The sequence below is a fragment of the Pseudaminobacter soli (ex Zhang et al. 2022) genome, assembly GCF_014595955.1.
In the GTDB taxonomy this organism is placed as follows: domain Bacteria; phylum Pseudomonadota; class Alphaproteobacteria; order Rhizobiales; family Rhizobiaceae; genus Kumtagia; species Kumtagia pseudosoli.
The window spans coordinates 241,907-255,498 of sequence record NZ_JABVCF010000009.1; the positions used below are offsets into that span (position 1 = coordinate 241,907).

The 13,592-nt window shown below is 64.0% G+C and carries 13 protein-coding genes; 6 read left to right on the forward strand and 7 right to left on the reverse strand.

Features of this window, described 5'->3' with window-relative positions:
• Nucleotides 1-26: 26 nt before the first annotated feature.
• The 4 genes from HUI96_RS17965 to HUI96_RS17980 form a co-directional block, all read right to left on the reverse strand.
• Nucleotides 27-1,112 carry a Gfo/Idh/MocA family protein gene (locus HUI96_RS17965; protein ID WP_188256050.1) on the reverse strand — a complete coding sequence of 362 codons (1,086 nt, stop codon included), beginning with the start codon at nucleotides 1,110-1,112 and terminating at the stop codon, nucleotides 27-29.
• 183 nt (nucleotides 1,113-1,295) lie between these two features.
• Nucleotides 1,296-2,447 carry an ABC transporter substrate-binding protein gene (locus HUI96_RS17970; RefSeq protein ID WP_210320216.1) on the reverse strand — a complete coding sequence of 384 codons (1,152 nt, stop codon included), beginning with the start codon at nucleotides 2,445-2,447 and terminating at the stop codon, nucleotides 1,296-1,298.
• 67 nt (nucleotides 2,448-2,514) lie between these two features.
• Entirely contained in the window at nucleotides 2,515-3,363 is an 849-nt protein-coding gene (locus HUI96_RS17975; RefSeq protein WP_188256051.1) for an ABC transporter permease, read from the reverse strand.
• Between the two features lie 10 nt (nucleotides 3,364-3,373).
• Entirely contained in the window at nucleotides 3,374-4,183 is an 810-nt protein-coding gene (locus HUI96_RS17980) for an ABC transporter ATP-binding protein (protein WP_188256052.1), read from the reverse strand.
• Nucleotides 4,184-4,476: 293 nt separating this feature from the next.
• Between HUI96_RS17980 and HUI96_RS17985 the strand changes: the two genes are divergently transcribed.
• Together HUI96_RS17985 and HUI96_RS17990 are read left to right on the forward strand one after the other, a co-directional pair.
• Nucleotides 4,477-5,421 carry a MurR/RpiR family transcriptional regulator gene (locus HUI96_RS17985; protein ID WP_188256053.1) on the forward strand — a complete coding sequence of 315 codons (945 nt, stop codon included), beginning with the start codon at nucleotides 4,477-4,479 and terminating at the stop codon, nucleotides 5,419-5,421.
• Between the two features lie 107 nt (nucleotides 5,422-5,528).
• Complete coding sequence (locus HUI96_RS17990; RefSeq protein WP_188256054.1) at nucleotides 5,529-7,307, forward strand: NAD(P)/FAD-dependent oxidoreductase; 1,779 nt, start codon at nucleotides 5,529-5,531, stop codon at nucleotides 7,305-7,307.
• Nucleotides 7,308-7,422: 115 nt separating this feature from the next.
• Here the strand turns inward: HUI96_RS17990 and HUI96_RS17995 are convergent, their stop codons facing one another.
• From HUI96_RS17995 to HUI96_RS18005, 3 genes are all read right to left on the reverse strand, one after another.
• Nucleotides 7,423-8,190, reverse strand: a complete 768-nt coding sequence (locus HUI96_RS17995; protein WP_188256055.1) for an SDR family oxidoreductase — start codon at nucleotides 8,188-8,190, stop codon at nucleotides 7,423-7,425.
• A gap of 80 nt (nucleotides 8,191-8,270) precedes the next feature.
• A complete protein-coding gene (locus HUI96_RS18000; RefSeq protein ID WP_188256056.1) occupies nucleotides 8,271-9,506 on the reverse strand; it encodes an amidohydrolase/deacetylase family metallohydrolase in 1,236 nt (411 codons plus the stop codon).
• 61 nt (nucleotides 9,507-9,567) lie between these two features.
• Nucleotides 9,568-9,933: a RidA family protein gene (locus HUI96_RS18005; RefSeq protein ID WP_237684191.1), complete on the reverse strand. Its 366-nt coding sequence runs from the start codon at nucleotides 9,931-9,933 to the stop codon at nucleotides 9,568-9,570.
• A gap of 275 nt (nucleotides 9,934-10,208) precedes the next feature.
• Between HUI96_RS18005 and HUI96_RS18010 the strand changes: the two genes are divergently transcribed.
• From HUI96_RS18010 to HUI96_RS18025, 4 genes are all read left to right on the forward strand, one after another.
• The gene (locus tag HUI96_RS18010) at nucleotides 10,209-10,964 is read left to right on the forward strand and encodes an SDR family NAD(P)-dependent oxidoreductase (RefSeq protein ID WP_188256057.1); all 756 of its coding nucleotides are present in this window, start codon (nucleotides 10,209-10,211) and stop codon (nucleotides 10,962-10,964) included.
• Between the two features lie 32 nt (nucleotides 10,965-10,996).
• On the forward strand, nucleotides 10,997-12,055 hold the full coding sequence (locus HUI96_RS18015) for a D-TA family PLP-dependent enzyme (RefSeq protein WP_188256058.1): 1,059 nt from the start codon (nucleotides 10,997-10,999) through the stop codon (nucleotides 12,053-12,055).
• Between the two features lie 18 nt (nucleotides 12,056-12,073).
• Nucleotides 12,074-12,559, forward strand: coding sequence for a hypothetical protein (locus HUI96_RS18020; protein ID WP_188256059.1), 486 nt, complete (start codon nucleotides 12,074-12,076; stop codon nucleotides 12,557-12,559).
• A gap of 199 nt (nucleotides 12,560-12,758) precedes the next feature.
• The gene (locus HUI96_RS18025) at nucleotides 12,759-13,199 is read left to right on the forward strand and encodes a DUF3775 domain-containing protein (RefSeq protein ID WP_188256060.1); all 441 of its coding nucleotides are present in this window, start codon (nucleotides 12,759-12,761) and stop codon (nucleotides 13,197-13,199) included.
• The last annotated feature ends 393 nt before the right edge of the window (nucleotides 13,200-13,592 follow it).

Here is a 13,592-nt window from a genome sequence, read left to right on the forward strand (position 1 = left end):
GACGAGCCCTTCGAGGCCGGCTGGGTTTAGGTAAGGTCGATCGCCCGCTCTTCCTTGATGCTCTGCTCGGCGGCGAGCACGATCCGCAGACTGTTGACGGCAGCGTCCATAGATTCCGACAGGTCGAGATTCTCCTGAATCGCCTTCAGGAAGAAGGCCTGCTCGCGGTCGCAGAGGTCCTGATGGCCGGGCTCGTCGGACATCGAGAACACCTCGTCAGGCTTCGTCCAGTTCTTGTTCTCGTCGACCGCCGCGTAGTGGATCTTGATGGCGTCGGTCTTGGTGTGCTTGTCGATGTCGGCGGAGTCGGAGAGCTTCTCCGTCTCGCTGACGCTGCCGCCCTGGTTGGCGACGATGGACACGGCGCCCTTCGGACCGATCACGTCCTTCACGAAATAGGCGATCTCGCTCATCATCGGGCCCCAGCCGGCCTCGTACCAGCCGACCGAACCGTCGTCGAAGGTGACGTGCAGGTGGCCGTAGTTCTGCTGCGCGGCCTCGGCCCAGAGCTTTGCGCCGATGCCGTGGACGCGCACCGGCTTTGCCCCGGTCATCTGGCACATCACGTCGACATAGTGCACGCCGCAGTCGACGATCGGGATCAGCGAGTCGATCAGGTTCTTGTGCCAGTGCCAAGCCGGGCCGCTCGACTGCTGATTGAGGTTGAGGCGCATGACCAGCGGCTTGCCGAGCGTCTTGCCCATCTCGATGAATTTGATCCAGGAGGGATGCACGCGAAGGATATAGCCCAGCACCAGCTTGCGGTTTTTTGCGCGCGCCGCGGCCACGACCTTCTCAGCGTCCTCGATGTTGGTGGCGATCGGCTTTTCCATGAAGACGTGGCAGCCCGCCTCGATCGCCTTCAGCGCGTATTCGGCGTGCGTGTTGGGGTAGCTGTTGATGGAGACGGCGTCGGGCTTAGCCTCCCGCAGCGCCTGCTCGTAATCTTCGTAGAGCGGATAGCCCTTGAACTCGTCGGGGATCTTCTTCGACTTGATCGAGCGGCTCATCAGGCCGACGATCTCGAAGCCCGGATTGCGATGATAGGCGCTGGCGTGCGAGGCCCCCATATTGCCGAGGCCGACGACGAGGATTTTCACTTTGTCCGGCATGGGACCCTCCCTGAGAATCTTCAACGAAATCTACCCCTCTCCGCCTCGCTACGCTCGGCACCTCTCCCCCGTTCCGGGGGAGCGGACGGAGCCATGCTGAACGCCCGTCCTCTCCCCTCACGAAGTGGGGGAGAGGTGTCGCGCGAAGCGCGACGGAGAGTGGGCAACTATTTCGGCGGTGACTTACACCGCGTCGTCGAACATATGTGCGCGTACGTTCTCCATATCGATCTTGGCGAACTCGTCCGACAGTTTGTAGTCGTCGGCATCGGCCTTGACCTTGGCGTGGTCGAAGTCGTTGGCACCCTTGATCAGTTCGTTGCTGCAGACGTCCTCCGCCTTCACTGGATTGGTGATCTGGCCGATCTTGTGGATCTCGTCGAAGAAGGCCTGCCAGCTTGCCATGTCGTGCCAGCCCCAGCCCTCGCGCTTGTCCATGTCGCCGCGGAAGACATTGTCCTGCTGCAGTAGCGAGGTGGTGCCGAGTTCCGGTCCGGTGTTCTTGGCGAAGGCCGGGAACTGCTCGAACACCGCCTCGACCGCCGCGCGCGGGTTCTGGTGGCCGAATTCGAGGCCCATCGCCCAGCCGCGCAGATACTGCTCCAGGAAGGCCTTCTTGTCGGGGTCTTCGAGGTCGGCGGCGCGCACCACGAAGGTGTTGGCCGGCAGCTTGGAATTCTGCACGCCCAGCCAGTAGTCGAACTTCAGGCCGGTCGCGATCCACTCGGCGCGCAGGCCTTCCCAGGAGAGCGCCGCGTCGCCCTGGCCGCCGGCAAGTGCGGTGCCCCAGGTCGGCCAGCCAGCCTCGACATACTTCACCTTCTTGATGTCGACGCCCTGGGCGGCCAGCATCGGGTCGACGATCGCCTGCCAGGCGGCGGAGCCGAGCAGCACGGTCTTGCCCTCCAGGCCCTTCAGGTCCTTCATGCCCTCGCCCTTGCGGAAGGCGATCGAGAAGGTGTCGCGCGCGCCCATGTGGAACACGGACTTGAGCTTCATGCCGTTCTGGATGGCGAAGGAGAACACGCCCGGCGACGGGAAGCCCATGTCGGCCTGGCCGACGTCGACGAACTTCACGGTCGCCGTGCCGTCCGATGGGCCGGGCTCCATGGCGGTGTTGAGGTCGCCGAAGTAGCCCATCTTTTTCGCCGCCCAGTACGGATAGTCGTCGAGCACCTCGAGCGTGCCGCGCGGCGAAATCCAGGTGAACTTGTCGTAGCCGGCAGCACTCGCCCGAAATGCCGATGCGCCGAGCGCGGTGGCGGTGACGACGCCTGCGCCCGTCACCTGCAGGAAATAGCGGCGGCTCATGCCGCCATTGATCAGATTGGTCATGTCCACTCTCCCATTTGACAAGATCGGTGACGCCTTCCCCAAGGCGTGTCCGTTTAGATTTGCTGCCTCAGGCCTCCCAACTCGCCCATTTCTTCCCGATGAGGAAGAACAGCACGTAGATGAGGATGCCGAGGATAGACAGAAGCAAAACTACGGCGAAGAACTGCGGCATCTGGATCATCGAGGAATAGCTGGTCAGCCGGTTGCCGAGGCCGAAGCCGCCTCCCACCATCTCCGCCCCGACCGCCGTGAGCAGACCGAAGATCGCGCCGATCATCAGGCCGACCAGGATCATCGGCAGCGCCATCGGCGCCCTGATCTTCCAGAATATCTGCAGCGTGCTCGCGCCATAGGAGCGGGCGAGCGCGATCTTGGCGCTGTCGACCCGCCGGAAGCCGGTCGCCGCGTTGATCATCACCATCGGCCCAGCCGCAAGCGCCACCGCGATGATTCGCGGCGTATAACCAAAGCCGAAGCGCAGGATGAGAAGCGGCACCAGCGCCAGCATCGGCGTCGTCACCAAAAGCAGGATGTATGGCGCGACGATCTTTTCCGCGAACGGGAACTGGGTGATCACCGCGGCCAGTATGAGCCCGACGATCGAGCCGATCGCGAAGCCGGAAAGCAGTTCGATCAGCGTATAGCCGAGATGCGGCGCAATCAGCGGAAACTCATCGATGAGCGCCCACGCGATCTGGCTCGGCGGCGGCATGATGTAGGCCGGCACCTCGAAGAGGCGCAGGGCGAGTTCCGCACCGCCGATGATCGCCACCGCGACCAGTATGATGGCGACGATCTCGGCCGCGGACTTGATGCCCATGCCGCCCGAGAAGGCGGACAGATTGGTAAGGCTGACCTCGCCGCCTTCGCCGGCCTTGGGCTTGCTGAACTCGGGGATGGCGTCGCTCTGGCTCATCGGCACATCCTCAATGCACGGGCTCGGTGACGGGGCGCGATCGTGCGACCCTTCCGCCGACTATGTCCAGCTTGATCGCATTGGTGAGGTCGAAGACCTCCTTTGTTGCCATGATCTCGAAGGAGCGCGGCCGCGCGAACGGCACGACATATTCCTTGGCGACGCGCCCCGGTCGCGGCGACAGGACGATCACGCGGTCGGAGAGGAAGATCGCCTCTTCGATAGAGTGGGTGATGAAGACGATGGTCGTCGGCGCGTCGAGCCAGATCTCCTCGACCAGCCGGTTCATCTCGTCACGCGTAAAACTGTCGAGCGCGCCGAACGGTTCGTCCATCAGGAGGACAGACGGTTTCAGCGACAGTGCTCGCACGATCGCCGCGCGCTGCTGCATGCCGCCGGACAGCTCGCGCGGGAATTTCCCGCCGAAGCCATCAAGACCGACGCGATGAAGGAGGTGATTGATCCAGGCGCGGTCCGGCGTCGTGCCCTTGATCTCGAAGGGAAAGTTGATGTTGGCATCCAGATTGCGCCAGGGCAGCAGGTTGGCTTCCTGGAAGACGATGCCGATATCGGGATGCGGGCCGGTGATGCGCTGGCCATCAAGCAGGATCTCGCCGCGCGTCAGCCCATGAAGGCCGGACATCGACCACAACAGCGTGGTCTTGCCGCAGCCGGATGGGCCGACAATCGACACGACTTCATTGGCGCGGACATCGAGGCTGCACCCGTCCAGAGCCAGAAGGCCGCCGGACGCGGTCTGATAGACCTTGGTCGCGTCGCGCACGCTGAGTTTGGCGGTTCTTGGGTCGCCAGCTGACATTTGCCCCTCAGGAAGTAGCGGACGATTTCATTGACCATCCGTCTGATCAAATCAGTGTGTAACTTCCCTACTTCACTGTCAAGCGTCGGACAGAGAGACGAACGTTTTGCGACATTCACCCTTTATATAACAGGCTGATCTTCCTCGATTTTTATCTTCTTGAAAGCCATGTTGCTTTCCTACATACTCCCGCGGACGATCCTGCTCCGAGTAGCGGCTCCGGCCCCTCGGCAAGCTTCGGGCGACTTCATGGCCACCTTGCGGTCGATTGCGGAAGGAAAGACATCCCATCGATGACTGACGCCGACGCACAGGGTCGGGAAAGGCCTGATCAGCCTGCCATAGCGAGCGAACAGGCTGCGCGCATTCCCGACATCATATCTCTGGTGAAGGACTCCTATCCCGACCTTCGGCCAGCCGAACGCCGGGTTGCCGACGTCGTGCTGGACGACGTGCAATTCGCGGTGGACGCTTCGAATGCCGCCCTGGCGCAGCGCGCCCAGGTGAGCGAGCCGACCGTGACCCGCTTCTGCCGGGCGATCGGCTGCGAAGGCGTACGCGATTTCAAGCTCAAGCTGGCACAGAGCCTGGTCGTCGGGGCGCTCTATCTGAGCAAGCCGCAGACCGCCAATGCCGAAAGCGGCCTGCCCTTCTGGAGCGCCGTGTTCGAAGAGGCGCACCGCGCCCTGCAGGAAGTGGAGCGGCAGATCGATCCCGCACAGCTCCAGAGAGCGGCCGAACTGATCGCCAAGGCGCGGCAGGTGACGGTGTTCGGCCTGGGCGGCAGTTCCTCGGCATTGGCGATGGAGACGCAGAATCGCCTGTTCCGTTATGGCATTACCGTCTCGGCGCATTCCGACCCCTATCTCATGCGCATGACCGCTTCCACGCTGAAGCCGGGTGATGTCGTCCTCGCCATCTCGGCTACCGGACGCACGCGCGAAGTCATCGAGGCGGTGGAGCTTGCGCGGCATTATCGTGCCTCCGCGATCTGCGTCACGGCACCGGACACCGAACTGGCGCGCGCATGCGACGTCAGCCTGACGGTCGCGATCCCCGAATATCCCGACACGCTGAAGCCGACCGCTTCCCGCTATGCCTTCCTCGCCATCGTCGACCTGCTGGCAGCCGCATCCGGCTACCGCCTGGACGGGTCGGCGCGCGAGACGCTGCGCCGTATCAAGTACAACATCCAGCTCCACCGCGCCGGCAAGGAGATGGAGCCGCTGGGCGATTGAGGTTGAATGGGAGTTTGAACCGGCCGCAGCGCTAGCTGGGTAGGTCCTCGGGGGCGCGGCACGCCAGTCGCATATCCAATAAAACGAACTTCTACAAAGAGGGGAAAATGAACACCGTCGCTCCAGCAAATGAAGCCGCCGCCTGGGTTTCGTCCTTCAGCCGAGCCCTGCAAGCGGGCGACATTGACACGGCATGCGCGCACTTCCTCGAAGACGGATACTGGCGCGACCTTCTCGCCTTCACCTGGAACATCAAGACCCTTGAGGGCCGCGACGCCATCCGCGCGATGCTGACCTCGAATCTCGGCTCGGCCGCACCGTCCAACTGGCAGCCGAAAGGCGAGGCAGAAGTGAAGGACGGGCTAGTCGAGGCCTGGTTCACCTTCGAGACCGCCATCGGCCGCGGCGAAGGCATGGTACGGCTCAAGGACGGCCGCGCGCGCACCCTGTTCACTGCCATGATGGATCTGAAGGGCTTTGAGGAAAAGTCCGGCCCCGCCCGGCCGCTCGGCGTGCGGCACAAGGCCGACCGCAACCGCGAGACCTGGTCCGAGGCCCGCCGACGCGAGGAGCGTGAACTCGGCGCGGCAGTCCAGCCCTATTGCGTGATCATCGGTGGCGGCCAGGGCGGCATCGCGCTTGGCGCCCGGCTGAAGCAACTCGGCGTGCCTGCGGTCATCCTGGAAAAGAATGCCCGCGCCGGCGACTCCTGGCGTCGGCGCTACCGTTCGCTCGTGCTGCACGACCCGGTCTGGTACGACCATCTGCCCTACATCCCCTTCCCCGATCACTGGCCGGTCTTCACGCCCAAGGACAAGATGGGCGACTGGCTGGAGATGTACGCCAAGGTGATGGAGCTGAATTATTGGACCGAAAGCGCCTGCACGTCCGCCTCCTATGACGAGACGGCCAAGCGCTGGACGGTGGAGGTGGACCGCGCCGGCGAGCGCGTGGCGCTTACGCCTTCGCATCTCGTCTTCGCCACCGGCGCCTACGGCCCGCCGCGCATGGTCGATCTGCGCGGCGCCGCCGACTTCCGCGGCGAGATCCTGCATTCCAGCCAGTATTCCGATGCGGCAAGTTTCAAGGGCAGGAAGGTCGCCGTGATCGGATCGGCGAGTTCGGGCCATGACGTAAGCGTCGACCTCTGGGAAGCCGGCGCCGACGTAACCATGATCCAGCGCTCGCCCACGACCGTGGTGAAATCCAGCACCCTGATGGAACTGGGCTTCGACACCTATTCGGAAGAAGCGCTGGCGAAGGGCATCACCACCGAAATGGCCGACATGATGGCGGCCTCCATGCCGTTCGGACTGCTGCCGGAAGGCCAGAAGAAGCTCTACGCCGAGATCAGGGAGCGCGATGCCGACTTCTACCGGCAGTTGTCGGCCTCTGGCTTCGCGATCGACTTCGGCGAGGACGAGACCGGCCAGATGATGAAGGCCTATCGCACCGGCTCCGGCTACTACATCGACGTCGGCGCCTCCGAGTTGATCATCAATGGCGAGATCAAGGTGAAGAGCGGCGCGTCGATCGAGAGCATGACGCCGACCGGCATCCTGTTCGACGACGGCAGCGAGATCGAGGCGGACGTGGTGATCGCCTGCACCGGCTACCAGTCGATGCACGAGACGGTCGCTGAACTCGTCTCGCGCGAGGTGGCGGACAAGGTCGGGCCGTGCTGGGGCCTCGGCTCCGGCGTGCGCGGCGACCCCGGCCCCTGGCAGGGCGAGCCGCGCAACATGTGGAAGCCGACGGCGCAGGAAGCGCTCTGGTTCCACGGCGGCAACCTGGCGCTCTCGCGGTTCTATTCGAAGTTCCTGGCGCTGCAGCTCAAGGCGCGGATGGAGGGGCTGGAGACGCCAATCTACGGGGCGCCGGCGTAGCAGCATAAGCTCATCCCAGACCCAAGGCGCGTACGCGCCTTGGCAACGCCCCCTCACCGTGCTTCGCATGCATTTCGGGAAATCGATACTGGCGCTCTCGAACTGCCGAGGCCGTTCAAACCACCGCTGTCATGCCGCCGTCGACGTTGATGAGCTGGCCGTTCACGTAATCGGACGCAAACGAGGCCAGGAACACCGCCGTGCCAATCAGTTCTTCCGGGCGGCCCCAGCGCCGTGAGGGCGTGCGGGATTCCACCCAGGCGCTGAAGTCCCGGTTCTCGAGCAGCGCCGTATTCATCTCGGTAATCATGTAACCGGGCGCGATCGCGTTCGCCTGGACGCCGCTTCCCGCCCACTCGGCCGCCATCTCCTGCGTCAGCAGTTTCAGGCCGCCCTTGCTGACGGCATAAGGCGCGATCGTGGCGCGCGCCAGCGTGCTGGTGGTCGAAGCGATGTTGATGATCTTGCCGCGCCCGCGCGCAACCATGCGACGCCCCGCCTCCCGGCCGATGACGAAAGCGGCGGTGAGGTTGACGTCGAGCACCCGCTGCCATTCGGCGGTCGGCAGGTCGAGCATCGGCTTGCGCCACTGGATGCCGGCATTGTTGACGAGGATGTCGATCTCGGTCGCCTCGTCGTCGAACCTCCTGAAGGCGGCGACGACCGCGGCCTCATCGGTGACGTTGAAGGCGATGCCCTCGGCCTGAAGCCCACGGTCCCGGAACTCAGCTACGGCCTCTACGACGCGCTCGCCATTGGTACCGTTGAGGACAACCTTCGCGCCTGCCTCAGCCAAGCCCTGCGCGATCGCCCGGCCGAGCCCGCGCGTCGAACCGGTGATGAGCGCGATGCGCCCGGTAAGGTCGAACAGGCTGATGGACATTCAGTACCCCTCCCAAAGGTCCCGCATCCAACCTTAGCTGCGAACGAGGCGCCCTGCCATGCCCTTCGGGAACGGAAGGCTCAGCAGCAGCACCGTCCAAAATGCCTGGCAGCCACGTCGACATGCGTCTCGTGGCCGTTCGGCTGAAAATGCTCGATGTCATGCACGTCCGAGGCACCCTCGTTCGGCCACCACACGCCGCCGGCGACAATACCTTGCGAGACCAGCCTCTGCTCTGCAACCAGCCGCGCCCCGGTGGAATCGACGAAGCCGAATTTTCCCGAGTGCAGCTTCAGCAGCGCGACGTCGGCCGGCCCGCCGACCGCCAGGCGCCCGAGTTCCGGACGGCCGATGACGTCGGCCGGCTTGCAGGTGGCGGCGCGCAGTACATCGTTCAGTGGCATGCCCAGCGCCATCAGCTTCGACATGCAGACCAGGATGTCGAAGGCCGGCCCGTCGACGCAGTAGAGGTGGAGGTCACTGCTGATCACGTCGGGTGCAAGACCCTCCTTCAGCATCGACTTGGCGACCTCGAAATCGAACGAGCCCATGCCGTGGCCGATATCGAAGATCACGCCGCGTTCGCGCGCCAGCTTCATGTCGGGCCGGACCTCGCCGGACGCAAAGACAGGGGCGTTCGGGAACGGCCGGAAGCAGTGCGTCAGCACATCGCCCCGGCGCAGGCGCGGCAGCACCTCGGAGCGGCCGGGCGGTGGCTCATCGATATGCGCCATCAGCGGCAGACCGACCTTGTCGGCAGCCTCGAGGCCGATGTCGAGCGGCGCGACGCCGCTATTGCCGCCGGCGATCCGTCCGGCGCGTACCTTGACGCCGACGATAACCTCGCCGTGCTCGCGCACGCAGGCGACCACCTCGCGCGGATTGCAAAGCGCGAGATCGCCGCATTCGCCCACCATCACGGATTTGGAGAAGCCGAAGATGCCGGCAAACGAGATGTTCACATAGGCGACGATGCGGACCTTCGAGCGCTCCATCACGTGGCGGCGGAAGCCGAGGAAATTCCCTGCTCCTGCGCTGCCGGCATCGACGAAGGTCGTCGTGCCGCCTCGCGCTGCCAGCCGGTCGGCGTCGACGCCAAGCGAGGTGCCGCCCCAGTAGACATGGCTATGCAGGTCGATGAGGCCCGGCGTGACCAGGCAGCCGGTCGCATCGATGACGCGCTTGGCACGGTCGGGACCGATTCCGGTGTCGATCGCGGCGATCTTGCCGCCGGAAACGGCAACGTCGCGCAATTCATCCAGGCCGGTCGCGGGATCGATAACGCGGCCGCCGCGCAGGAGAAGGTCGAAGGTCATGCCAAAAGGCTCCGTTTGGCTAAGCGCAGGTCTGGGGACCTTCCCAAACCTGCTTAGGCGGTCAGGCCGGCTTGTAGGCGACGGCTTCGACCTCGATCTTGATGTCGATCATCAGCCGGGATTCGACCGTGGTGCGGGCCGGCGGATTGGTCGGGAAGTGCTGCGCATAGATGCGGTTGAAGGTGCCGAAATCGCGCGCATCTTCGAGCCACACCGTGGTCTTCACCACATCGTCCATGGAGCAACCGGCGAGCGCCAGCGCCGCCTTGACGTTCTGGAGCACCTGCTCGGTCTGCTCGGCGATGCCGCCCTGCACCACATTGCCGTCCTTCCCGACCGGCACCTGGCCGGAAACATAGACGAAATCACCTGCCCGGACGGCCGGCGAAAGCGGCACATGGGATGTTCCGAAACACTGCTTCGGCAAGGTCAGACCTCCTGGAATGAAAGAGCGCCGGCTGCAGTCATGAGAAAAACAAAGGTGGACGTGCGCGACGCCGCTGCGGTTTCTACTAGCTTCGGGCGATCGGAATCGTTCTGGCGCAGCCGCCCCCTGCACACCAGCTTGGGGCACGATGGTCATATAGATCGTGTTGGAAAGCAACATATTTTCACATTCCGTGTTGCTTTATTACACAGCCCCCATCATCTTGTCGCCGGCTCTGACGAGGAGAGCCGGCCGGCGTCGAGAGGGAGGCAGGAATGATCGGCTTCGGGGGCCGCAGCGTCGTGGTCACGGGCGCCGGCGGGGGCGTGGGTCGCGCTTTGGTCGAGGCCTTACATGGCTGTGGCGCGCGGATCATCGCCTGCGACACAGAAGGCGCGGCGCTCGACAGGCCGGAGATCGCGGAAGCACACCATTTCGACCTGCTGGACGATGCTGCCGTCGCCGCATTCGCCGCGAAGGTGACCAGGGACGGCCCGCCGGCTGCGGTGATCTCGAACGCTGGCTGGACGCGCGCCGAGACGCTGGCCGCGGTCACCGCGGAGGCCTTCGACCGTGAGATGAACCTCAACCTGCGCAGTGCCGCCCTCCTGTCACAGGCGTTGATCCCCTCAATGCGAGATCAGCCGGGCGGCGGCGCCTTCGTCTTCATCTCCTCGGTGAACGCGATCGCCCATTTCGGCAACCCGGCCTATTCCGCCGCCAAGGCAGGCCTGCTCGCCTGGATGCGGGCGATTGCCACCGAGGAAGGCCGCAACGGCATCCGCGCCAATGCGGTGGTTCCCGGCTCCATCCGCACCGGCGCGTGGGAGCACCGCATCGCCGAGAAGCCGGAGATCATGGAAAAAGTCGGACGGCTCTATCCGCTTGGCCGACTGGTAGAGCCCGCCGAAGTCGCCCGCGCCGCCGTGTTCCTGGCGTCGTCGGCGGCCAGCGGCATCACCGGTGTCTCGTTGAATGTCGATGCGGGCCTGCTCGCCAGCAATCTGCCATTCCTGAATGAAATCGCGTAGGCTCACCAAGAATAGTCGGGAGGGATAAGCAGATGCTCATAGAAGAGCTTGACACCCCGGCCGTGGTCATCGATCGCCGGCTGGTGGAAGCAAATCTGGGTCGCGCCCAGGAGCACGCCAATCGCCGCGGCCTGAAACTCAGGCCCCACATCAAGACCCACAAGCTGCCGCTGTTCGCCCAGCGCCAGGTCGAGCTTGGCGCAGCGGGCATAACCTGCCAGAAGATCGGCGAGGCTGAGGTCATGGCCGATGCCGGGCTGCAAGCCATATTCATCTCCTACAACATCATCGGTCGGCAGAAGCTCGAGCGCCTGCTGGCGCTGCATCGCCGGGTCACGCTTTCGGTGGTGGCGGACAGCCCCGAGGCGGTCGACGGCTACGCGAGCGTCTTCACTGACGCAGCACGTCCGCTTGCCGTCCTCGTCGAGTGCGATACCGGTGCCGGACGCTGCGGCGTCCAGACTCCCGTCCAGGCTCTAGAACTCGCCAAGCGCATCGCCAGCCATCCCGGGCTGCGCTTCGAAGGTTTGATGGCCTACCCGGCGCGGGGCAAGATCGCCGAGACGGATGCATGGCTCAGCGAGGCGCTCGACCTGTTCAAGAAGGAGGGGATCGAAGTCCGCCGCGTCTCGAATGGTGGCTCTCCAGATTTCTATGCGGACACGGCCGTTGCGTCAGCGACCGAGCATCGTCCCGGCACCTACATCTATTCAGACCGCATGCAGGTAGGCTGGGGCCACGGCAGCCTCGAGGATTGCGCCCTGACCGTGCTCGCCACCGTGGTCAGCCGCCCGACGCCCGACCGGGTCATCCTCGACGCGGGATCGAAGGCGCTGGCTGCCGACACCTGCGCGGCGCCCGGCCACGGCCACATCGTCGAGTATCCGGAAGCCGTCATAACCATGCTTAACGAGGAGCATGGGATCGCCGACTTCTCCCGCTGCGCCTCGCGGCCGGCAATCGGCGAGAAGGTCCGGATAATCCCCAACCACGTCTGCGTCGTCACCAATCTCTTCGACGAAGTACATCTCGTCGAGGACGGCGAGGTCGTGCAGACGCTTCCCGTGGCCGCACGCGGCCGCATGGGCTGAGTTCAAGAGGGCAAGCACATGAAATTCGACAAGAACCCCTTTCCGCCGGGGGATCCGGATCGGCATGAGCTCTGGGACATGCTGATGCGGCGCGACTTCGAGGCGTTCGTCGCGCAGGACTGGTCGATGGTGAACGACGACTTCATCACCGAGAGCTTTTTCGGGGTTCACGCCCACTTTCTCAACGACGCCGACGCGTGGCGGCTGCAGTTCCCGAACCTCGAAAGCTATCGCGACGAGTGGCTGCGCCAGGCTGCGGATTCTGCCAGGACTGAATTCGCCGAGCCGCTGCTTGGCGCGCTCTACCGGGTTACAAACCTGCGCGACATCGATGTCGACGGCGACCGTGCGGTGCTGCACAAGAAGTTCAACGGATCGGTCGCGAAGGCGGACGGCACTGTGGATCGGCTGAACTGGCAGACGCTCTACTTCTGCAGGAAGGTCGATGGCCGCTGGAAGATCGGCGGCTTCGTCGGTTACATGCCCCACCCCCTGGGTCGCTAAGGCCCGTTAGCCGGTCTTTTCTGATAACAGCCGCTGCACCGCCGGGTTTCGCCGGTGCAGTTTCAGCCTCAGCGGCCGGGCCCAAAAAAAATTTATTTCTGCGCCGGCGGCGAACCGAAAGCCGACTGCATTGTTGTCATGAAAACGCGCGGTCATTCGACCGACGCGCGATGTGCGGTGCAGAAGAGGCTTTTATCCCATGACGCGATTGTCGGAACAGACTGAGAGTGACGAGGTGGAACTGAGCATCGCGCTGGAGAAGGTATGCTTCATCATCGTCAAGGCGCGTGAGTTCGACGCGAAGGACGTGTCGACCCTGCCTGAGGACGCGTCCAATCCGACCGACGATCGTGACGCCAGTGTCCTGGAGGACCGCCCGAACGACGCCTCCCAGCAAGAGCTGAGATCTATGATCCGGAACTCCACGGTCGATGAGCAGATCGACCTCGTCGCCTTGAACTGGGTTGGTCGCGACGAGTTTCCGGATTCGTGGAACGAGGTGCGGGCGCAAGCCGCCGCCGAGCATAACGATCGCACCGCCGATTATCTGATCGGCGATCCGCTCCTGGCGGATCATCTCGCCGATGGCCTCTCCGCAATCGGCCTCAGCTGTGCCGACTATGAGGCAGAGCATCTCTGAGATGGAGCTGCCGTTAGGGCAATCCTCCCGTCATTGACATCCGTCAATGTTAGGGCCGCGAGCTTGTGATCTGGTCTTGGCATCGATCGCCGGCCAGACCGGCGCAATGGCCCCACAGGGGTAGGATTGGAGCCTGACAATCCGAAAGTTTGTACCCGATTTCAGGCGGCGGCCCCGCCCAAGCGGACGAATGCACCTGCTGGCGCTGGACAGCCGGATTCGGTGTCGGGCCAATCGTGAAGAAGAACAACACGGGAGTTGAAATGCACAATCATCATGCAAGCGAAATGGACTGCCACCGACGCCAAGCCCTCGGCCCGTATCCCCGACTGACGGTTGCCGTTCTTGCCGATCTCGATCTGTCGGACTCCGAGATAGGCCGCTACTTCGGTA

Coding starts and splice junctions, on each gene's coding strand:
- HUI96_RS17995 (WP_188256055.1), bottom strand. CDS start 8,190: ATGTCCATCAGCCTGTTCGACCTTACCGGGCGCATCGCGCTCATCACC.
- HUI96_RS17985 (WP_188256053.1), top strand. CDS start 4,477: ATGACTGACGCCGACGCACAGGGTCGGGAAAGGCCTGATCAGCCTGCC.
- HUI96_RS18010 (WP_188256057.1), top strand. CDS start 10,209: ATGATCGGCTTCGGGGGCCGCAGCGTCGTGGTCACGGGCGCCGGCGGG.
- HUI96_RS18020 (WP_188256059.1), top strand. CDS start 12,074: ATGAAATTCGACAAGAACCCCTTTCCGCCGGGGGATCCGGATCGGCAT.
- HUI96_RS18015 (WP_188256058.1), top strand. CDS start 10,997: ATGCTCATAGAAGAGCTTGACACCCCGGCCGTGGTCATCGATCGCCGG.
- HUI96_RS17980 (WP_188256052.1), bottom strand. CDS start 4,183: ATGTCAGCTGGCGACCCAAGAACCGCCAAACTCAGCGTGCGCGACGCG.
- HUI96_RS18025 (WP_188256060.1), top strand. CDS start 12,759: ATGACGCGATTGTCGGAACAGACTGAGAGTGACGAGGTGGAACTGAGC.
- HUI96_RS17965 (WP_188256050.1), bottom strand. CDS start 1,112: ATGCCGGACAAAGTGAAAATCCTCGTCGTCGGCCTCGGCAATATGGGG.
- HUI96_RS17970 (WP_210320216.1), bottom strand. CDS start 2,447: ATGACCAATCTGATCAATGGCGGCATGAGCCGCCGCTATTTCCTGCAG.
- HUI96_RS17990 (WP_188256054.1), top strand. CDS start 5,529: ATGAACACCGTCGCTCCAGCAAATGAAGCCGCCGCCTGGGTTTCGTCC.
- HUI96_RS17975 (WP_188256051.1), bottom strand. CDS start 3,363: ATGAGCCAGAGCGACGCCATCCCCGAGTTCAGCAAGCCCAAGGCCGGC.
- HUI96_RS18000 (WP_188256056.1), bottom strand. CDS start 9,506: ATGACCTTCGACCTTCTCCTGCGCGGCGGCCGCGTTATCGATCCCGCG.